The organism is Peribacillus sp. BM1 (assembly GCF_056679975.1).
This window is the reverse complement of sequence record NZ_CM155259.1, coordinates 3,609,762-3,629,551: the sequence shown is the minus strand read 5'-3', so window position 1 is coordinate 3,629,551 and position 19,790 is coordinate 3,609,762. Positions and strand designations below refer to the sequence as shown.

The 19,790-nt window shown below is 39.3% G+C and carries 21 protein-coding genes; 18 read left to right on the top strand and 3 right to left on the bottom strand.

From position 1 onward, the window contains the following. The first annotated feature begins 232 nt into the window (after nucleotides 1–232). The 15 genes from fur to lysA all read left to right on the top strand — a co-directional run bounded on the left by fur (nucleotide 233) and on the right by lysA (nucleotide 14,601). Nucleotides 233–697, top strand: a complete 465-nt coding sequence (gene fur / locus AC1MGI_RS17475) for a ferric iron uptake transcriptional regulator (protein WP_480346589.1) — start codon at nucleotides 233–235, stop codon at nucleotides 695–697. Between the two features lie 216 nt (nucleotides 698–913). After that, nucleotides 914–1,141 (top strand): YqzK family protein, encoded by a 228-nt coding sequence (locus AC1MGI_RS17470; protein ID WP_049682018.1) that lies wholly within the window; start codon nucleotides 914–916, stop codon nucleotides 1,139–1,141. A gap of 5 nt (nucleotides 1,142–1,146) precedes the next feature. Next, a complete protein-coding gene (gene xerD, locus AC1MGI_RS17465; RefSeq protein WP_480346587.1) occupies nucleotides 1,147–2,040 on the top strand; it encodes a site-specific tyrosine recombinase XerD in 894 nt (297 codons plus the stop codon). Between the two features lie 413 nt (nucleotides 2,041–2,453). After that, nucleotides 2,454–3,641, top strand: a complete 1,188-nt coding sequence (deoB, locus tag AC1MGI_RS17460) for a phosphopentomutase (RefSeq protein WP_480346585.1) — start codon at nucleotides 2,454–2,456, stop codon at nucleotides 3,639–3,641. Between the two features lie 60 nt (nucleotides 3,642–3,701). Next, nucleotides 3,702–4,514, top strand: a complete 813-nt coding sequence (locus AC1MGI_RS17455) for a purine-nucleoside phosphorylase (RefSeq protein WP_480346583.1) — start codon at nucleotides 3,702–3,704, stop codon at nucleotides 4,512–4,514. A 32-nt stretch (nucleotides 4,515–4,546) separates the two neighbouring features. After that, nucleotides 4,547–5,851, top strand: coding sequence for a pyrimidine-nucleoside phosphorylase (locus tag AC1MGI_RS17450; RefSeq protein WP_480346581.1), 1,305 nt, complete (start codon nucleotides 4,547–4,549; stop codon nucleotides 5,849–5,851). A gap of 550 nt (nucleotides 5,852–6,401) precedes the next feature. Beyond that, entirely contained in the window at nucleotides 6,402–7,568 is a 1,167-nt protein-coding gene (locus AC1MGI_RS17445; protein ID WP_480346579.1) for a D-alanyl-D-alanine carboxypeptidase family protein, read from the top strand. A 130-nt stretch (nucleotides 7,569–7,698) separates the two neighbouring features. Then, entirely contained in the window at nucleotides 7,699–8,049 is a 351-nt protein-coding gene (gene spoIIAA, locus AC1MGI_RS17440; protein WP_480346577.1) for an anti-sigma F factor antagonist, read from the top strand. A gap of 1 nt (nucleotide 8,050) precedes the next feature. After that, nucleotides 8,051–8,491, top strand: a complete 441-nt coding sequence (spoIIAB, locus tag AC1MGI_RS17435) for an anti-sigma F factor (protein ID WP_480346575.1) — start codon at nucleotides 8,051–8,053, stop codon at nucleotides 8,489–8,491. Between the two features lie 13 nt (nucleotides 8,492–8,504). After that, nucleotides 8,505–9,263, top strand: coding sequence for an RNA polymerase sporulation sigma factor SigF (gene sigF / locus AC1MGI_RS17430; RefSeq protein WP_062178463.1), 759 nt, complete (start codon nucleotides 8,505–8,507; stop codon nucleotides 9,261–9,263). Nucleotides 9,264–9,533: 270 nt separating this feature from the next. Beyond that, entirely contained in the window at nucleotides 9,534–10,151 is a 618-nt protein-coding gene (locus tag AC1MGI_RS17425) for a stage V sporulation protein AA (RefSeq protein WP_480346572.1), read from the top strand. Beyond that, complete coding sequence (locus AC1MGI_RS17420) at nucleotides 10,141–10,563, top strand: stage V sporulation protein AB (protein WP_480349849.1); 423 nt, start codon at nucleotides 10,141–10,143, stop codon at nucleotides 10,561–10,563. The genes AC1MGI_RS17425 and AC1MGI_RS17420 overlap by 11 nt, the downstream gene beginning before the upstream one ends. Before the next feature lie 180 nt (nucleotides 10,564–10,743). Then, entirely contained in the window at nucleotides 10,744–11,346 is a 603-nt protein-coding gene (spoVAEA, locus tag AC1MGI_RS17415; protein WP_480346570.1) for a stage V sporulation protein SpoVABEA, read from the top strand. Further along, on the top strand, nucleotides 11,306–12,784 hold the full coding sequence (locus AC1MGI_RS17410) for a spore germination protein (RefSeq protein ID WP_480346568.1): 1,479 nt from the start codon (nucleotides 11,306–11,308) through the stop codon (nucleotides 12,782–12,784). Before spoVAEA ends, AC1MGI_RS17410 begins: the two co-directional genes overlap by 41 nt. Nucleotides 12,785–13,278: 494 nt before the next feature. After that, on the top strand, nucleotides 13,279–14,601 hold the full coding sequence (gene lysA, locus AC1MGI_RS17405) for a diaminopimelate decarboxylase (RefSeq protein ID WP_480346566.1): 1,323 nt from the start codon (nucleotides 13,279–13,281) through the stop codon (nucleotides 14,599–14,601). A 92-nt stretch (nucleotides 14,602–14,693) separates the two neighbouring features. On the opposite strand, the gene AC1MGI_RS17400 is transcribed toward lysA, so the two are convergent. Continuing rightward, complete coding sequence (locus tag AC1MGI_RS17400) at nucleotides 14,694–15,554, bottom strand: DUF1002 domain-containing protein (protein WP_480349847.1); 861 nt, start codon at nucleotides 15,552–15,554, stop codon at nucleotides 14,694–14,696. A gap of 776 nt (nucleotides 15,555–16,330) precedes the next feature. On the opposite strand from AC1MGI_RS17400, the gene AC1MGI_RS17395 reads away from it, so the two are divergent. Further along, nucleotides 16,331–16,690: a GNAT family N-acetyltransferase gene (locus tag AC1MGI_RS17395; RefSeq protein WP_062178477.1), complete on the top strand. Its 360-nt coding sequence runs from the start codon at nucleotides 16,331–16,333 to the stop codon at nucleotides 16,688–16,690. 294 nt (nucleotides 16,691–16,984) lie between these two features. Here AC1MGI_RS17395 and AC1MGI_RS17390 read toward each other — a convergent pair whose 3' ends face one another. Then, a complete protein-coding gene (locus AC1MGI_RS17390) occupies nucleotides 16,985–17,512 on the bottom strand; it encodes a DUF309 domain-containing protein (RefSeq protein WP_480346564.1) in 528 nt (175 codons plus the stop codon). Between the two features lie 363 nt (nucleotides 17,513–17,875). Further along, complete coding sequence (locus tag AC1MGI_RS17385; RefSeq protein ID WP_082674982.1) at nucleotides 17,876–17,968, bottom strand: YjcZ family sporulation protein; 93 nt, start codon at nucleotides 17,966–17,968, stop codon at nucleotides 17,876–17,878. A gap of 432 nt (nucleotides 17,969–18,400) precedes the next feature. On the opposite strand from AC1MGI_RS17385, the gene AC1MGI_RS17380 reads away from it, so the two are divergent. Then, nucleotides 18,401–19,168, top strand: a complete 768-nt coding sequence (locus tag AC1MGI_RS17380) for a segregation/condensation protein A (protein ID WP_062178483.1) — start codon at nucleotides 18,401–18,403, stop codon at nucleotides 19,166–19,168. Further along, nucleotides 19,155–19,736, top strand: coding sequence for an SMC-Scp complex subunit ScpB (scpB, locus tag AC1MGI_RS17375; protein ID WP_480346562.1), 582 nt, complete (start codon nucleotides 19,155–19,157; stop codon nucleotides 19,734–19,736). The genes AC1MGI_RS17380 and scpB overlap by 14 nt, the downstream gene beginning before the upstream one ends. Nucleotides 19,737–19,790 lie beyond the last annotated feature (54 nt).

Genomic DNA, 19,790 nt, shown 5'->3' with positions numbered 1-19,790 from the left:
CACTGTATCTCACCAATCGGGCTTTTACGGGTAGTTATCCCACCACCTATGCTTCCTCGATTCTTCTAAGCTTTGAGGTGGGGCTGCTGCCCGTTAATGCGCGATAAATTGTATCACCTATATGAAGCTCCGTACCTTTTTCGCAGAAAAATAAGCAGATGGAGATTTTCTTTTTTGACAGTTTTCCCTCTTTTGATATAATAGAAACGATACGGCGCGGGAGGGAAAAGGTATGGAGACTAGAATCGATCGAATAAAAAAGCAGTTGCACTCGTCCAGCTATAAATTGACGCCTCAACGAGAAGCGACCGTCCGCGTTTTACTTGAACATGAAGAGGATCATTTAAGCGCTGAAGACGTTTACCTCCTTGTCAAAGAGAAGTCGCCGGAGATAGGTTTGGCAACAGTATATCGTACGCTTGAATTGCTTACTGAATTAAAAATAGTTGATAAGATTAACTTTGGTGACGGAGTGTCCCGATACGATTTAAGACAGGAAGGCGCAGCGCATTTTCATCATCATCTTGTATGTGTGGAATGTGGTGCAGTGGACGAAATTCAGGAAGATTTGCTTGAAGATGTAGAAGTAATCGTTGAACGTGATTGGAATTTTAAAATAAAGGATCATAGATTGACCTTCCACGGAATTTGCCACAGATGCCATGATAAAACAGAAGATGATGAAGCAACTGAATGAGTTACGCAGCCTTTTCCTACACAAGGAGAAGGTTTTTTGCATATTTCCCTTATTTAAAGCAAAAATCCGTATAAAACCTGTCTGACTTGGCATAGATTGAAGTAAGACAAGTTATTCGAACTGTGAACCAAAGAGTGCAGACTCGAATAAAGTGAAACTTCCATCAGTGAGAGTTTTTCATCTCACAGATGGTTAGTCAGGGGACGGAGGGAAGAAATGAAGACATCATTATCCATGTTACTTCATACTGCAAAGGTATTGCTGCTCTTCGTGAGCTTTACTGTTCTTTTTTATAGCGGCATGGTATGGTTAAATCAAGAGTTTGAAGGGTATCATCGCTATGATGAACCGAAAGGAACTGCAATTAAAGTAACAACAGCGGAACATCCAGAAGAAGAGACTTGGTTTAGCAGGCTTATGCTGTTTTATTTAAATGGGGAGTAATGCACATGGAAGATCAAATAAGAGATTATATTCACTTTTTGACCGTGGAGAAGGGGCTTGCTAAGAACACTCTTGTTTCTTATGAGCGAGACTTGAAATCGTATCAGACCTACTTGAAAAATGTCAGTCAACTGGCTAGTTGGAACGATTCACGCAGGACGAACATTATCCATTTTCTTGCACACTTGAAAGATCAAGGGAAATCCTCGAAAACAATTGCTAGACATATTGCTTCGATCCGGTCCTTTCACCAATTTCTCATCCGTGAAAAAGTGACAGACCAAGATCCATCTGTACATATTGAATCACCACAGCCAGAAAGAAGTCTTCCGAAAGTGTTAAGTATGGAAGAAGTTGAATCATTACTTGAATCACCAAAGCTTATCGAGCCATATGGATTTAGGGATAAGGCGATGCTTGAGCTCTTATATGCAACAGGTATGCGGGTGAGTGAATTGATTAATCTCAATGTATCTGATGTTCACTCGACAATGGGCTTTGTGCGTTGTGTCGGCAAAGGGAATAAAGAAAGAATTATTCCGATTGGAAAAACAGCACTTTTCGCCATTGACCAGTATCTAGTTCAAGCTCGCGGCAAATTTGTTAGTAAAAATTATAAAACCGATTCACTATTTCTGAATCATCATGGGAATCGCTTGACTCGGCAAGGCTTTTGGAAAATTTTAAAGAAGCTTGCGAAAGAAGCAAACATTGAAAAAGACCTAACACCACATACATTACGCCATTCGTTCGCCACGCACTTATTAATGAATGGAGCCGATTTAAGAGCGGTGCAGGAAATGCTCGGGCACGCCGATATTTCAACCACGCAAATATACACACATGTGACAAACGTTCGTTTGAAAGATGTGTATTCGAAGTTCCATCCAAGAGCTTAATAGATGGATAGGAACGTACCAAAAGGTTTAGACCTCGCACACTACACATTGTTTATCGCAGATTAACGGGCAGTAAAACCCCCACCTCAAGGTTATGAGTCAAAACGAGAAAACCTAGGTGGGGGATAACTGCCCGTAAAGGCCCGATTAGTTCAACTAACAATCAGTGGGGGATGAAGAAAACCCCACTGATTGAGGTTTCACTTTATCGATTTAAAGGACTTTAATTAGACTGTCAGTAGTGGTTGTGAGGTTTTTAAAATATATAATCATTGAAAAAAGGATAGTCATTCGTTTACAATAAGGTTGTCAGACTTCTGACCTCGAAGAACGCTTACATTTTAAAACGGGATTTAATCAATATTGTTACGGGTAGTATAAAAGATAGAGGTAAAAAGCAAGGAGGAATGAACATGAAAGAAGCATCTAAATATAAACGAATTTTCTTAGTTGTGATGGATTCAGTTGGGATCGGCGAGGCGCCGGATGCTGAATTATTTGGTGATAAGGGTGCGGATACACTTGGTCATATCGCAGAGAAGATGAACGGATTAAAAATGCCGAATTTAGGAAAATTGGGGCTAAGTAATATTCGAGAAATTCAAGGTGTGGATAAAGCGGAACAACCACTAGGATTTTTCTCTAAAATGCAAGAAGCATCAACGGGAAAAGATACAATGACTGGTCATTGGGAAATTATGGGTTTGAATATCACAAAGCCTTTCCGCGTCTTTCCTGATGGGTTCCCAGAGTTGCTCATTCACGAATTAGAAGCAAGAACAGGTCGCTCAATCATCGGAAATATTCCAGCAAGTGGAACAGAAATTCTCGACCAACTTGGTGAAGAGCATATGAAAACAGGGGCGCTGATTGTTTATACATCCGCTGATTCTGTTCTTCAGATTGCCGCGCATGAAGAAGTGGTTCCGCTAGATGAATTATATAAAATTTGTGAAATTGCTCGTGAATTGACATGGGCTGATGAATATAAAATCGGCCGTGTCATTGCTAGACCGTTTATCGGGGAATCAGGCCATTTCCAAAGAACGTCGAATCGCCATGACTATGCATTAAAACCGTTCGATCGAACCGTTATGAATGAATTAAAAGATGAAGGTTTGGACGTTCTGGCCATCGGGAAAATTTCTGATATTTTTGATGGGGAAGGTGTAACTAAGTCATTGCGAACGGTTTCCAATATGGATGGAATGGATAAGTTATTGCAGACGCTAGATATGGACTTTACAGGCTTAAGTTTCTTAAATTTAGTTGACTTTGATGCATTATTCGGACATCGCCGCGATCCAATCGGATACGGAAAAGCGTTAGAGGAATTCGACGCACGTATGCCAGAAGTGTTTAGTAAACTGGGAGAAGATGATTTATTAATCATTACTGCAGACCATGGGAATGATCCCGTTCACGCAGGAACAGACCATACACGTGAATACGTACCATTACTTATCTACTCAAAACGCTTTACAAATGGGAAACAATTGCCAATTAGTCAAACATTTGCTGATCTCGGCGCAACAGTAGCAGATAATTTTAAGGTGAAAATGCCGGAGTTTGGAAAAAGTTTGTTAGGATATCTTCGTTAAAAGATTGTTGATGTTGATATTGCTCACGAACAATAAAAAGAATAAAGGGAGAATTGCGGAATGTACGAAAAAATTGAAAAAGCAGCATCGTTTATTAAAGAAAAATTTAATGCAACACCAGAAATTGGCTTAATTTTAGGATCAGGTCTAGGTGTATTAGCGGACGAAATTGAAAATGCAGTGAAAATTCCGTACAGTGAGATTCCAGAGTTCCCAGTGTCAACCGTTGAAGGGCATGCAGGGCAGCTGGTACTTGGCGAACTAAGCGGGAAAAAGGTTGTCGCTATGCAAGGCCGTTTCCACTATTATGAGGGCTATCCTATGGAATTGGTCACGTTCCCAGTTCGTGTTATGAAACTTCTTGGTGTGGAGAAAATGATTGTGACGAACGCTGCCGGCAGCGTGAATGAAAGTTTTGTTCCAGGTGATTTAATGCTCATTACAGATCATATAAATTACACAGGGACAAATCCTTTGATTGGACCGAACGATGAGCGCTTTGGTCCACGCTTCCCGGATATGTCTGAAGCATACAGTAAGCAGCTTCGTGCAAAAGCGAAGGAGATTGCTACTTCACTTCAACTTGATACAAAAGAGGGCGTCTACTTAGGATTTAGCGGTCCAACTTATGAAACACCAGCAGAAATCCGTCTTGCAAGGGTTATGGGCGGAGACGCAGTAGGGATGTCAACTGTGCCAGAGGTTATCATAGCTCGTCATTCAGGGATTGAAGTGCTAGGTATCTCTTGTATCACGAATATGGCAGCTGGCATCTTGGGTCAGCCACTATCGCATGAAGAAGTAATTGAAACGACGGAGAAAGTAAAAAGCAGCTTCTTAAGCTTTGTAAAAGAAATTGTTAATCAAATGTAAATTAAAAATTTTTTAAGAAAAGGTGATTTCAGGTGAGAATGGTTGATTTAATTGCAAAAAAACGGGATGGCTTTGAACTATCAACAGAGGAAATTAACTTTATTATTGACGGTTACACAAAGGGATCGATTCCTGATTACCAGATGAGTGCGTTCGCCATGGCTATTTACTTTAAAGGCATGGGTGAAAAAGAACGTGCTGACTTAACGATGGCGATGGTCAACTCGGGAGATACGATTGATCTATCAGCGATAGAAGGAATTAAAGTGGATAAGCATAGCACCGGTGGTGTGGGTGATACGACAACACTTGTGCTAGGGCCGCTTGTTGCTGCTGTCGGTGTACCTGTTGCGAAAATGTCAGGCCGCGGTCTTGGTCATACTGGTGGAACAATTGACAAACTAGAAGCAGTTGAAGGCTTCCATGTAGAAATCGAAAATGAAGAGTTTATCCATCTGGTCAATAAAAATAAACTCGCTGTAATTGGCCAAAGCGGGAACCTGACTCCAGCCGATAAAAAGCTTTATGCCTTACGTGATGTTACAGCAACAGTTGACAATATCGCATTGATCGCAAGCTCGATTATGAGTAAGAAAATTGCCGCTGGTGCGGACGCTATCGTTTTGGATGTGAAAACAGGCGCGGGTGCATTTATGAAAACGGTGGAGGATTCTGAACAGTTGGCTAAGGCAATGGTAAGTATCGGGAATAACGTAGGCCGTAATACAATGGCGATAATTTCAGACATGAGCCAACCACTTGGCTTTGCCATCGGAAATGCATTAGAAGTAAAAGAAGCGATTGATACATTAAAAGGAGAGGGACCGGAAGATCTAACGGAACTTTCCTTAACGCTTGGTAGTTATATGGTGTATTTAGCGAAGAAGGCGGAATCTATTGAAAGTGCAAGAACGATGCTTACAGAAGCAATCAAGGACGGCTCAGCACTTGCTTCTTTCAAAACTTTCCTTGAAGCACAAGGAGGAGACGGAACGATTGTTGATCATCCAGAGAAGCTTCCACAAGCCCAATACATATTTGAGCTTATGGCGAAAGAAGATGGATATGTTTCTACAATCGTAGCAGACGAAATAGGAACTGCTGCAATGCTTCTAGGAGCAGGACGGGCTACAAAAGAATCTGAGATTGATTTAGCTGTGGGCCTTATGCTAAATAAGAAGATTGGCGATCGCGTCGCCAAAGGGGAGTCCCTTGTGACAATTTACAGTAACTTTGAAGACGTTTCTGCTGTCGAAGAAAAACTGTATGCTAATATTACAATTTCTTCTGAAAAAGTCGAAAAACCAAAGCTTATATACAAACAAATTACGGAATAATTTTGATGAAAATAAAGTTGTCCTAAAGGGTCAGGTCTCACACTCTATACACCGTTTATTGTGTTCTGTTCATGCCTTAAACGATATATAGTAGATGTGGGTTCTGACCCTTTTTCATGGTGGGTCACTGAAAAAGTCTATTTTATTATCTGTATATTGATGGAAATTTTCAAAACTTGTATAAAGAATTACTTTTTCAGCGGCCTCTTTCTCATGGGACGGCTTTTTTTCGTATTTAAGGAATAGGAGTTTAGCTCACAGCTGATATAAGTTGCAAATTGGCCGGTATATTGTGGGGAATAGCTGATATCTGTAAATTAGGCCAATATTTGAATGAAACCACTCCATTTGCAACGAAGACCGCTTAATTTAGTAGAAATTAGATGAAATAATTTATTAATGCGTCGAAATCAAAAAATATGAGTCGAATCGAAATAAAAGCAAATACTGATAGGTCTCTTCCTTCATTTTCCTTTTTAATTAACAAGGTCTGTATATTAATGATTATTTTGGAAAAAATAAAGCTATCAAGAATAGGAGGGGTTTGCAGATGAAGCGGATAGTAAGTATATGCGCAGCCATTCTACTACTAACAAGCATGAGCATTCCACATAGTTTTGCTGCTGAGAAAAATGGCGTTGAATTGGCAGAACAGGCGAAATCGGCCATTTTAATTGAAAGAGATACCGGAACAGTTTTATATGACAAAAACGCAGAAGAGCAGCTGCCACCTGCTAGTATGACAAAAATTATGACTATGCTACTCATCATGGAGGCGCTTGATAAAGGTGAATTAAAGTTAAATGAAAAGATTAGCACAAGCGAATATGCCGCCTCAATGGGAGGATCGCAAATCTTTCTAGAACCTGGAGAAGTTATGACGGTTGAACAAATGTTGAAAGGAATTGCGATTGGTTCAGGAAACGATGCATCGGTTGCAATGGCTGAAAGACTGGAAGGTTCTGAAGAAGCATTTGTCAACAAAATGAATAAGAGAGCGAAGGAACTAGGTGCAAATCAAACGAAGTTCCAAAATGCCACAGGACTCCCAGAGCCTGATCATTACAGTACAGCGCATGATATGGCGATTATGGCCAAGGAATTATTGAAATATGACTTAATTACCAAATTTACAGGGACATACGAAGCATACCTTCGTGAAGATACCGACAAGAAATTCTGGCTTGTTAATACAAATAAACTTGTTAGATTTTATCCAGGTGTTGATGGATTGAAAACTGGATTTACAAATGAAGCGAAATATTGCTTAACAGCGACTGCGAAAAAAGGCGATATGCGGGTCATTGCGGTCGTAATGGGGGCCCCGACACCGAAAGAACGGAATGCACAGGTGACGAAAATGCTGGATTATGCATTTTCACAATTTATGACCCACCCGCTATATAAGCGAGGTGTCGATCTTGATACGGTTTCTGTAAGTAAAGGGAATAAGAAAACTGTTACGGGTGTAACGAGTGAGCCGATTTCTGTATTAACCGCAAAAGGCGGTTCAGCGAAAGATTTTACAAAAAATATCAAACTCGACAAACATATAAAAGCACCGATCGAGAAGGGTGAAAAAATTGGCACAATTGAAATCTTAAAAGATGGAAAAAAAGTGACGAGCTCACCCGTCGTAGCGAAAAATACAGTGAAGAAAGCAAGCTGGTGGGATCTATATAAACGATCTTTCGGCATGTTTATAAAAACAGAGTAGCGTTTTGTGTCAAAATCAAGCCAAATTTTTCTTTTTTAGCCGAAAACCCACTAGTTTTGCCAATAAGAAGGAATTGACCCTCTAAAAGTAGAAATTCACTCCTTATACGACAGATAGGGAGGCATGAAGTTTGAGTCTGATAATTGAAATGGAAACTAAAAATCGAGTCTTATGTATCCGTCTAAAAGGAGAATTGGATCACCATACAGCTGCAAAGCTAAAACAACAGGCTGAATCCGTACTGGAGAAACAGGAGATTAAACATATCGTGCTTAACCTTGAAGAGTTAACATTTATGGATAGCTCAGGGCTGGGCGTCATTCTTGGACGCTATAACCAAATTAAGAAAAACGAAGGTGAAATGGTTGTCTGTGCAATCTCGCCATCTGTAAAGCGCTTGTTTGATATGTCAGGATTGTTTAAAATTATCAAGCTTGATATTTCTGAAGAAAATGCTTTACAAAGATTGGGGGTTGCCTAATATGAAAAATAAAATGGAATTGACATTCTCGGCACTCAGCCAAAACGAATCGTTTGCGAGGGTGTCTGTCGCATCATTTATCGCACAATTAGATCCGACACTGGATGAATTAACAGAGATTAAGACTGTCATATCTGAAGGGGTGACGAACTCCATCATTCATGGCTATGAAAATGACCCAACTGGTGTTGTTTATATTTCTGTTGTCCTTGAAGAAGATATGGTTGAATTGGAAATTCGTGATGAGGGCCTTGGAATCGAAGACTTAGACGAAGCACTGCAACCGCTTTATACGACAAAGCCAGAACTCGAAAGATCGGGAATGGGCTTTACGATTATGGAAAATTTCATGGACGAAATGCATGTCATTTCCCATAAAGGCGAAGGAACCATCATTCGACTAAAAAAGCACTTAACTAAAACCAAAGCTTTGTGCAATTAAGGGAGACACGCCTATGGATGTGGAGGTTAAAAACAAGAAGAACCAGGTCCATTTAAAAGATGACGAATTACGGATGCTAATCCGACGCAGCCAGAGTGGGGACCAAGAAGCTAGGGACAAGATTGTAAATAGTAATCTAAGATTAGTCTGGTCGGTCGTGCAGAGATTTTTGAATCGAGGCTATGAGCCTGATGATTTATATCAAATTGGCTGTATCGGTCTTCTGAAATCTGTTGACAAGTTCGATCTATCGTTTGAAGTGAAATTTTCCACGTACGCGGTTCCGATGATTATCGGTGAAATTCAACGTTTCATACGTGATGATGGAACCGTAAAAGTAAGTCGATCGTTAAAGGAAATGGCGCATAAGGTCCGGCGTGCTAAGGAAGAACTTTCGAAGACATATGGGCGAGTCCCAACATTGACGGAACTTGCCGAGCACTTGGAGCTGACTCCAGAAGAAATTGTCCTTGCACAGGAAGCAAGCCGCAGTCCATCATCCATTCATGAAACCGTATATGAAAATGATGGGGACCCTATCACCCTACTTGACCAAATTGCAGATACGAATGAAACAAAATGGTTTGATAAGATTGCCTTAAAAGAAGCAATTCATGGATTGGACGAACGAGAGCGATTAATTGTCTATTTGCGTTATTATAAAGATCAAACTCAATCAGAGGTGGCCGTGCGTTTAGGCATATCGCAAGTGCAAGTATCTCGTTTGGAAAAGAAAATCCTTCAACAAATGAAAGACCATATGAATCAGTGATTCATATGGTCTTTTTGTGTGTAAAAAACATCTATGAGAGTCTACTCCCAACTTAGGCGATGAAAAAGGTTCAGGATCTAAAAACTGCACTACCTTATGAAGGTAGTGGTGCGGAGCTGACTTTTTAAAAGCTTCGCACCTTTTCCGTAGAAAGAAAAGATAACAGTTGAGTTGAATGGTAATTTTTAGTCATTGTGATTCTCCCGTATGTTCCTTTGATTTCCAATCCATACTACAAATATAAGGGAAAAACAGTGCGGGGTGAGTGATATGGAACTAATATATGTACGAATGCGAAACCGCGTACACGTCAAATTAAATCAGGAAGTGAAGGTTAAAGATGTAGTAAAAGTAATTGGTCCTGAGGATATAGTGAGAAAGCTTGAGGACATTACCTTGTTGGAAGTAAAAAAAGAGGACAAAAATATCATCATTATTGATCTAGTTCAAGTTATCCAAGAAATAGGAAGAATGGACGGTGAACTTGAAGTACAAACGTTTGGTCCTGCTCAAACCATCGTAGAAGTAGTCTATGAAAAAAGAAAATTCTCATTTTTATTTTTCATCGGAGTGTGGATGCTTTTGTTTATTGGTACAGGAATCACGATTATGAACTATCATGTCGATGTGAGTATGCAAGAAGTCCATCAAAAATTATTTAAGCTTATTACAGGTAGGGAAGACAAGAGCCCGTTATTGATTCAAATTCCTTATAGTTTTGGCTTGGGACTAGGGATGGTCCTGTTTTTTAATCACTTTTTTAAAAAACGATTTAATGAAGAGCCAAGTCCGCTTGAAGTAGAGATGTTCAATTACCAACAAGATTTAGACCAATATGTGATTATGAATGAAAATAAGGAAAGTATCCGTCAAATTGATGACAGGTAATTTGATTTTAGTTGCCGTTCTCGGTTTTGCAGGCGGACTTTCTGTTGGCGCTGGATTTGTCGCCTTCTTAACTGTTCTCGGACTACTACCAAGGCTAACTCAACTGACAAAAACGATGAAAATGATTCATTATTATGAATGGGCCGTAGTATTTGGCGTGCTTGCTGGAGGATGGCTTAGCCTGCAAGGAAATATCTTGCATTGGAATCAATACGTATTGCCGATCATTGGTGTGGCAAATGGCGTATTCAATGGAATGCTAGCAGCTGCATTAACGGAAGTGCTAAATGTGTTTCCCATTTTATCCAAACGGATTGGAATACAAGATAAAATGGTTTATCTAATCATGGCCGTAGTATTTGGAAAGGTGATTGGATCATTGTTTCAATGGATTTATTTCGTAAACTTGTGAAGGGAGATGAACATGTGGAAAATGGTTTATGCAAGAATTTAACCCTAAACCTTTATTCTGTTCATCTCGGTTTAACAGGCTGCAATACCCCGATTCAATTTTGGCGAGAGAATCGAGAAAAATAGGTGAGGCAAAAACCACTGATGGAAATTTCATTTTAATATAGAAAGGATACTTTTAATGGTTAACAAACGAAAAGTAATCCTCATAACCGATGGTGACGAATATGCAAGAAGGGTTGTTGAGATTGTAGCCAAGGAAATTGACGGTCGCTGCATCTCCATGTCTTGGGGGAACCCTACGACTCTTTCAGGCAAGGCCATTGTTGAATTAATAAAAAAAGCACCCAAAGACCCTGTATTAGTGATGTTTGATGATAGCGGGATTGTAGGAGAAGGTGCAGGAGAGACTGCTATGCGCTATGTGGCTACTCATGAGGACATTGAAGTACTTGGCATCATTGCTGTTGCTTCAAGAACACGGCATGAAGAATGGACGACAGTAGATGTTAGTATTGATCGAGATGGTAATTTAACAGGAAATGGCGTAGATAAGTTTGGGGCAGAAGAATTTGAACCAGGAAAGATTACCGGAGATACCGTTTACTGTATCGATCAGTTACATGCACCGATTGTCGTAGGAATTGGTGATATCGGAAAGATGTCAAAAAAAGATGATTATGAAAAAGGTGCTCCCATCACCAAGCTTGCAGTCGAACTTATTTTAGAAAGGAGCGGGTATAGTGACGAACAAAAAAGAGCACAAAATGCGACCGATTCCTGAAAGCGTAGAAGAAACAGAAGCTTTTATGAAAGAGAAGGTCGGCCTGGGAGAAAGTTTTGATTTAGGTGTTAGAAAGCTAATTATTCTTAAAAAACAGGTTCATGTGTATTATGTCAACGGTCTGACAGATACAGCATTTATTATCGATATCTTGGATCAGCTCGTAGACCAGAATGATACAGAGAGACATACTCAAAAGGTGTTTGAAAAAGTCCATAATAATTTAGTACATCAATCAGTCGACGAAATTAAGACACTTGATGAATTAGTCGATCAAGTACTCTCTGGTTTAATTGTAGTACTTGTAGATGGGACGCCAATCGGACTCGTTGTCGATGTAAGAAGCTATCCAGGAAGAACACCAGTGGAACCAGATACAGAAAAGGTGGTACGCGGTTCGAGAGATGGCTATGTAGAAAATATTATCATCAATACAGCACTGACTCGTAGGAGAATCCGAGATGAACGGCTTAGATTTGAAATCATGCAGGTTGGAGAACGGTCAAAAACGGATATTGCTATCGGCTACATAAAAGGGTTGGCTGATCCAGACTTGATAGATATTGTACGGAAAGAATTAAGCAATATTAAAGTGGACGGATTGACGATGGCTGATAAAACAGTAGAAGAATTTCTCGTAAAACAAGGGTACAATCCATATCCACTGATTCGATATACGGAACGGGCGGATGTTGCGGCGACCCATTTAATGGAAGGGCATGTCGTCATTTTCGTGGATACTTCTCCAAGTGTCATCATTACTCCTGCAACGATTTTTCATCATATGCAGCATGCAGAGGAATATCGTCAGGCCCCAGCCATTGGTACACTTGAAAGATGGGTTCGATTTTTAGGAATTTTTGCTTCTGTTTTACTATTGCCAGTTTGGTTCTTATTTTGTTTGGATCCATCCTTATTGCCAGAAAAACTAGCATTCGTAGGACCAAATGAATCAACGAATATTCCGATTATCTTGCAAATCATTATAGCGGACATTGGAATTGAATTTTTGAGGATGGCAGCCATCCATACGCCAACCCCACTCTCAACAGCAATGGGACTAATTGCTGCCGTCTTAATTGGTCAGATAGCTATCGATGTTGGATTTTTCGTACCAGAAGTCATACTCTACGCTTCTGTTGCTACAGTTGGAACATTCGTTACACCAAGTTTGGAACTTGGAGTGGCGAATAAAGTCTCACGGCTAATTCTTTTAATAGGCGTTGCGGTATTTAAGTTGCCTGGCTTAATCATTGGCATAACGTTGTACATCATTTTGCTAGCTAGTGTGAAAACATTGAATACGCCATACTTATGGCCTCTTATCCCGTTTCGTCCAAAAGCACTGTCGCATATTTTGTTAAGAAGACCTTATCCAGGTTCGAGAATCCGACCAAGTATTGTACATCCACAGGATCGATATCGACAACCGAAATAAAGTGAAACTTCAATCAGTCGGGTTTTACTACCCGTTAATGTGAGATAAGTGAAAAAACGAAGATACCTTTAATAAATGGAGAAAGTTAAACCAAATTGTTAGTTCATTCATGTGAAACTGCGGTTTCACATACTGTTAGCTATGCTAAAAGGGCAGCAATAGCTAAAATGATCCAAAAATCAACAGCGTTGTATATGTAGCCTTATAAAAAGAAGTTTCACATAAGTATTGCTGTTGTCGAAAAGTTGTGGTAATTTAACTTTATTCTAAAATCAATAGTAAATCTTTGAATAGCTAGTGGAAAGAAAAAAATTCCACATGGAAGAGGCTGTCTCATAATGAAAGGGTTCAGATCTCAATCTCCTATATATTGTTTATATGACATAGACATGACACAATAAACGGTGATAGTGTGTATGGTCAGACCCTTTTGGGGACATCCCTCAAAAGAACTCCGGGAATTAGCTCCAAAGACGGGAAAGGGAGAGGCATATATGCACTTTTATGGAACAGGAAAAGTAAATGATGCAAGACATCTTGAAATAGGCGGAGTAGATACTGTACAGCTTGCTGCTGAATACGGAACACCTCTATACGTGTATGATATCGAATTAATTAGAGAAAGAGCGAGAGGATTCAAGCAAACATTTGAAAATCTGGGAATCTCTGCTCAAGTCGCATATGCAAGCAAAGCATTTTCATCAATCGCCATGATTCAACTAGTGAAAGAAGAAGGACTTTCACTTGATGTTGTTTCTGGAGGAGAGCTTTATACAGCATTAAAGGCTGAATTTCCAGTAGAACGAATTCATTTCCATGGCAATAACAAGAGCGAAGAAGAACTAATGATGGCATTAGAGCATCATATCGGCTGTATTGTCGTAGATAATTTTTCCGAATTGGAATTATTAGAAGAGCTGTGTGTGTTTAAAGAGCAGAAGGTAAATATTTTACTTAGGGTAACACCTGGGATTGAAGCCCATACGCATGACTATATTCTGACAGGGCAAGAAGATTCGAAATTTGGCTTCGATTTGCTAAATGGCCAAGCAGAGCAAGCGTTAAAGCAAGCTTTAAAAAGTAAGTGGATGAACGTACAAGGACTTCATTGCCATATCGGTTCACAGATTTTTCAAACGACCGGTTTTGTACTAGCGGCAAAAAAGATAATTGGACAATTAAAGAAATGGAATGAAGAATTCGGGTATCAACCCCCTGTGCTAAATTTAGGCGGTGGCTTTGGGATTCGGTATACAAAAGAAGATACACCTATTCCTGCTTCTCAATATGTAGAGGAAATCGTTCGTGAAGTTCAAAATGAGCTTCAAGGAACGGACATTCCAATGCCTGAAATTTGGATTGAACCAGGGCGTTCCCTTGTAGGGGATGCAGGGATTACTTTATATAAAGTCGGTTCTGAAAAAGAAGTTCCACAAGTTCGTAAATACGTAGCGGTTGACGGAGGAATGAGTGACAATATTCGTCCTGCACTGTATGAAGCAAAATATGAGGCCGTTCTTGCGAATCGACCATTGGATGAAGTAGAAGAGACGGTTTCTATTGCTGGCAAGTGCTGTGAAAGCGGCGATATGCTTATTTGGGATTTACCTTTGCCAAAGTCTGGCCGCGGAGATCTTCTAGCGGTATTTTGTACAGGAGCATACGGATATTCGATGGCGAATAATTATAATCGGATTCCACGTCCAGCAGTAGTCTTTGTGGAAAATGGAGAGGCAAAGCAAGTGATTAAACGAGAAACGTATGAAGATTTAGTCCGTTTGGATTTAGAATTAAAGGAAATTGTAAAAACGAACTAAAAAAAGTAAAGGGTCAGACCTTGCACTCAAGAGTGTGGTCAGACCCTTTACTTTTTGAACATCCTCTATTAGACAAGCAATTTTATTAAAGCTTAAGAGAAGAAGGATTTTATCGCATCAATCAGGCTAGCAAAAAAGCTTTTAAGCTTATCGAGGAAAGATTGGCCTTCTTCTGATTGGAGGTAGGTAGATAATTTTTCTTTAGCTTCTGTCAATTGATTGCCTACAGCATTCCAGTCAATATTTAACTCCTTCAACTTATTAAACAAGTCAATAAGGCTTTGGATTTGTTGCTCGTTTAAGGTAATTCCTAGTTCTTTTGCAGCAGACTCAATGATAGTTCGAACGTCCGCTTCCGTTTTCGGAGGATCTATTGCCATTTTTTCTTTTATCTTTGTCATAAGTGCGGCGGCTTCGTCTGTGCCAACCTGATCACCGAGTTGAGCTGTTTTCACCATCTCTTCATTTGCCGCTTGTTTTACTTCTTCAGGTATTGCTTTATCTGATGAAAGTTCATAGGCTTTAATCACACCAGTCAAAGCTGCCGTCCCTGAAACAGGAATTGGGGCCGTTACATGAATGGTTGCATCTTTGACACCAGCAGTAGCAAGTGCATTGACATACATCTCTTCTGTAACCCAGTTAATATTCTTTGATTCTACTTTCAATCCTGTACCCGCTTTTTCCAATGTGATGGAAGAAGAAGAGATTGCTTTCGTTCCGATTAATCGGCTTGCAATATAATTTCCTAAATAATCGTGTTCTTCTTTATTGGTAACTGTTAGAATCTCAGCGTCAGCAGGTGCACCCATTTCTGCAAGTAGCATCTGTTTTTGTTCTGCTGTGAGATTTTCACCAAGTGTAATAATCATGTCGCCTACCACGGCATCCGCAAATGCGCGAATTGGTACGAACATACAGAGTATCAGGGCAAATATTCCCCATTTCATCATTCTTTTCATTGTATTTCCCCCTTCAATTAGTAGACGAACGTTTTTAGAAAAAGTTTCATAGTATGAGAGAACCCATTACCGGTCATTGGCTATAGAGAACTACACCCGATAGGTGAGATACAGTGAAACTTACCGCTGTGCTCTTCAGCGGTAAAGCTTGCGCCCACAGGATGTGGGTTACAGACTAAGACATGAGGACGCGGCGTACTTAGTCTATGATTCATTGGCGGGTTCATACTGCCGTTTGATCGAAGTGAAAGCGAAGATCTAGGCAACAGTAGAACGGGACTTACCATCAGTAGTGGGGGCGGGACCCCACCGATAGAAGTTTCACTTTTATAGTATAAGCAGATTGTAGCGAAGTTTCAAAATAAAAGTGGTAAAATATCTGTTTTTATGGTAAAAAATTGAAAGAATGTTGTCAGAAAGTAAAGGTTGTAGTAAAATGAGGGCATAGACAAATAGAGAGCGGCTACCTATGCCGAAAATTTAATTATATTTCTGTACAAACGATTGATGGTTGATAAGGGAGTTCATGAATGAGAAAAACTAATCTAGCTCTAATCTTCATATTGATTGCACTTGGGCTTACTTGGGGAATCGTATATTGGATATGGATCGTATAAAGTGAAACTTTCATCAGTATGGGTCAAATTTTTTGTTAAACTAGGATAAAAAGGAATTTTAGCGAATGTTGAAACAAAAGAAGTTTTTATGTATGATGAATATCAGTTCAATTATTAAAATACAACGTTCTTTTAGTAACGAGGGATATTATGTTAATCAAATATAAAAAAGCATACGAAAAATTTGCTATGGGTCTATTGTCGTTTATGCCTGAGGAAAAGGATATTAAAAAATTACAAAACACGATTAAAGAATACGAAATCAATGATAATCTGCAATTGTATCTTTGGAAGAATGAGGAAATCGTCGGTGCGATTGGAATCGACCTTTCACTTTCTGACGTGATTATCATTAAGCATATTTCTGTTAACCCTTCTTTTCGCCAACAAGGGATTGGAAAGACCATGATAAAAGAAATTCAAGAGCTTTTTCCTAATAAAGAAACTAAGCCGAACGAAAATACCGTATCCTTCTTTGAAAAATGCGATATGATCAAAGAAGTTGAATAATAAGAACAATGCAAGAGATCAGTACTCATGTAAATAAATAATGGTTAAAAACGAGGGTATCCCAAAAAGGTCTGACCAAGCACGCTATACACAGTTCATAATGGTAATGAGGCTTATATTGAACTGTATATTGTGGTTGCAGGGTCTGACCTTGTTCTGGGTAACCCTCGTTTTTATACCTTATTGGGATAATCAAAAATCTATGAGTAAAGGCTGACGAGAAATCAGTCTTTTTCTTTTGGACAAAAAGCTTGAATCACTTTCACGATAAACTATTTCTTTTCCTTGGAAGAATCAGTCACTTTTCGTTTTTCGAATTTGCAGCTGTTTGTTACGTTCCAGAATGACCTCTGAACGATCGCGTAATACATGTCTGTTAATAAGTAGAGAATCATTAATGTCGCTTTCTTTCATCCAGTGATAGCCAGCTTCACGGCAATCAGTAAGACAGGCTTCGGTTAATTTTTCGTCAGAAATTGGCAAATTTACACTTTGATAAGGCTTTTCTAAGGTAATTCTTTCAGTTAGCTCATGGATGACTTTCATTAATTCATCGTAATCTATACCAAGCTTGCTGATTTGTGCAGGTTTCAATTGAAGAATATTACCTGCTTTTCGAATGGTCTTTCTTGCGCCAATAAGATTTCCCCTACGGTAATGATAGAGTGCTACGGCTATTTGGATGAATCCTACCCAATAGGAGTCTCTTTCCCGAGGTGATACCTCTTTCCAATATTCTTCTAGAATTTCGTGGCATTCGAAGTAATCCCTGCTAGCATGGAAATGAACTAAATAAGACACATACTCTTTGGGGTAGCCCATTTTGTTCACTCCTTTATTCAATCGTTACTGTGATTGTAGCATAAGCTCTGTTTAGAAGTGAATCGCACAGTCGTCAAGAAATAAGAAAAGCAAAGAGCCTTGTTCAACCTAGAGGCTTGTATGGGGCGGGCAAGCAATGTGGAGAGTCTTGGGTATTACACCTGTTAAACCAGGATAAATCATTTTATAGAGTACGCCAAGCAATGAAAAAAGAGGATTTGACTTTTCGTCAAACCCCTTTTGTAAAATGTTCTGAGTCCTGTTGACTAGGCCAAGCATTTCAAGTTGTTTTATTAATTAGTGTTTAGTACCGTTATTTTGGAACTCCTAGTCGCCTTTTTAACAAGGTTTATGAACTAGAAATTAAAACCAAGATGCACCTACGATAATTAACAAAATGAATAATACGACAATCAAAGCGAATCCTCCGCCGTGACCAAATCCTCCATCGCCCATGTTAGTACCTCCTTTAATTCTAATTTCTTTACAGTGTCAGAGTATGCACTTTTTAAGAAAAGTGTTTGGGCAGAAACCCAATTTAGAAAAATGTTCCTAGAAAAAGATGTCCTCTTTGTTTCAGGGCATGGGGCTGGGGCTTTGCGACTTACTACCAGCCAATCTACTTTACAGATGTCCTTATTTTATTAAGAAAGTACCTCGAAATGCGGCTTTGCACCGCTAACAAGTGTCCTGTGCTAAATGATTTATCCTTTATTTATGGTAAATGGTGACGTTTTAACGCGATATTTGTTTGATACACTGTTGGATAACGGCCGATAATCCACTATACTATAGTGTGGCATATTGTGAACAAGGTAGAAAAAGAACGAATCTTAATTCGGTTTGCCTTAGGATTTGCTACCGAAAATGATGTAATGGGGTTTTGAAATGGCTTATAATATTAAAATTGACGCTTTTGAAGGGCCGATGGATTTACTGCTTCATTTAATCAATCGGCTCGAAATAGATATTTATGATATTCCAATGGCTGACATAACAGAACAGTATCTTAGTTATATTCATACAATGAAACATCTAGAATTGGATGTGGCGAGTGAATATTTAGTAATGGCTGCCTCGCTGCTTGCCATCAAAAGCAAAATGCTAGTACCAAAACATGAAGAGGAACGCATATACGATGAAGAAGGCATAGAATATGAAGAAGATCCTCGTGATGAGCTTGTAGAGAAATTGATTGAATACAAGAAATATAAACTTGCAGCGAATGAATTAAAAATGCTTGAAGAGGACAGAAGTTTAATGTTCATGAAGCCTCCAAGTGATTTAGGAGAGTTTGCAAAAGAAGCCGAAATGAATCATCCAAATTTGAATATAAGCTTGTATGATATGCTTGGCGCTTTGCAAAAATTGCTTCGCAGGAAAAAGCTTCAGAAACCGATGTATACAAAAGTGACGAGACAGGAAGTATCGATAGAAAAACGGATGAATCAAATCATGACAGATCTACAAGCTATTCAGGGTAGAACAAGCTTTTTTGAATTATTCCCAGAGCCAGAAAAAGAGCAGATTGTGATTACTTTTTTAGCAATATTAGAGTTAGTGAAACGAAATGAAATCTTTCTCGAACAAGAGCATAACTTTGCAGAAATATTCGTTGCAACTAAGGATGGTGTAAGAACAATTGGAAGTGATTAATTGGAAAGGTATCGTTGAAGCTCTGTTGTTTGCAGCTGGGGATGAAGGATTATCTCTGAAGCAATTAACTTCAGTGCTCGAACTGGCTGAACTTCAGACAAAAGAAGTTCTAAAAGATCTTAAGGAATACTATGAAGATTCCAAACGAGGCCTTCAGCTAGTTGAAATAGCAGGCGTTTATCAATTGGCTACTAAAAAGGAACATTCAGATTATATTAAGAAGCTTGTAGAATCGTCCGGTTCAGGCGGATTGTCTCAAGCTTCTCTAGAAACACTGGCCATCATTGCATACAAACAGCCAATAACGAGGGCTGAGATTGAGGAAGTTCGTGGTGTGAAAACTGAGCGGCCTTTGCAGACGCTTATGTCTAAAGCGTTAGTCAAAGAAGTAGGTAGAGCCGAGGGAGCTGGTAGGGCCTATTTATACGGCACAACGAAAGAGTTTCTCGATTATTTTGGACTGAAAACACTTGAGGAATTACCCGCGCTTGGTGCCTCTACCGAGGAAAACTTTGAACAAGGTGAAGCTGATTTATTTTTTGAAAAATTCCAAGAAACACTTGAATGACATTATTATCATAATTGTGGTAATATACTAACAATATCATCTTAGCCAGACCAT

What these genes read in the sequence shown, in the direction of transcription:
- AC1MGI_RS17420 (WP_480349849.1), top strand. Translation starts at nt 10,141, where the DNA reads ATGACAGGTAATTTGATTTTAGTTGCCGTTCTCGGTTTTGCAGGCGGA.
- AC1MGI_RS17455 (WP_480346583.1), top strand. Translation starts at nt 3,702, where the DNA reads ATGTACGAAAAAATTGAAAAAGCAGCATCGTTTATTAAAGAAAAATTT.
- spoVAEA (WP_480346570.1), top strand. Translation starts at nt 10,744, where the DNA reads ATGGTTAACAAACGAAAAGTAATCCTCATAACCGATGGTGACGAATAT.
- AC1MGI_RS17400 (WP_480349847.1), bottom strand. Translation starts at nt 15,554, where the DNA reads ATGATGAAATGGGGAATATTTGCCCTGATACTCTGTATGTTCGTACCA.
- AC1MGI_RS17425 (WP_480346572.1), top strand. Translation starts at nt 9,534, where the DNA reads ATGGAACTAATATATGTACGAATGCGAAACCGCGTACACGTCAAATTA.
- fur (WP_480346589.1), top strand. Translation starts at nt 233, where the DNA reads ATGGAGACTAGAATCGATCGAATAAAAAAGCAGTTGCACTCGTCCAGC.
- AC1MGI_RS17395 (WP_062178477.1), top strand. Translation starts at nt 16,331, where the DNA reads ATGTTAATCAAATATAAAAAAGCATACGAAAAATTTGCTATGGGTCTA.
- sigF (WP_062178463.1), top strand. Translation starts at nt 8,505, where the DNA reads ATGGATGTGGAGGTTAAAAACAAGAAGAACCAGGTCCATTTAAAAGAT.
- xerD (WP_480346587.1), top strand. Translation starts at nt 1,147, where the DNA reads ATGGAAGATCAAATAAGAGATTATATTCACTTTTTGACCGTGGAGAAG.
- AC1MGI_RS17470 (WP_049682018.1), top strand. Translation starts at nt 914, where the DNA reads ATGAAGACATCATTATCCATGTTACTTCATACTGCAAAGGTATTGCTG.
- lysA (WP_480346566.1), top strand. Translation starts at nt 13,279, where the DNA reads ATGCACTTTTATGGAACAGGAAAAGTAAATGATGCAAGACATCTTGAA.
- AC1MGI_RS17390 (WP_480346564.1), bottom strand. Translation starts at nt 17,512, where the DNA reads ATGGGCTACCCCAAAGAGTATGTGTCTTATTTAGTTCATTTCCATGCT.
- deoB (WP_480346585.1), top strand. Translation starts at nt 2,454, where the DNA reads ATGAAAGAAGCATCTAAATATAAACGAATTTTCTTAGTTGTGATGGAT.
- AC1MGI_RS17380 (WP_062178483.1), top strand. Translation starts at nt 18,401, where the DNA reads ATGGCTTATAATATTAAAATTGACGCTTTTGAAGGGCCGATGGATTTA.
- AC1MGI_RS17445 (WP_480346579.1), top strand. Translation starts at nt 6,402, where the DNA reads ATGAAGCGGATAGTAAGTATATGCGCAGCCATTCTACTACTAACAAGC.
- spoIIAB (WP_480346575.1), top strand. Translation starts at nt 8,051, where the DNA reads ATGAAAAATAAAATGGAATTGACATTCTCGGCACTCAGCCAAAACGAA.
- AC1MGI_RS17385 (WP_082674982.1), bottom strand. Translation starts at nt 17,968, where the DNA reads ATGGGCGATGGAGGATTTGGTCACGGCGGAGGATTCGCTTTGATTGTC.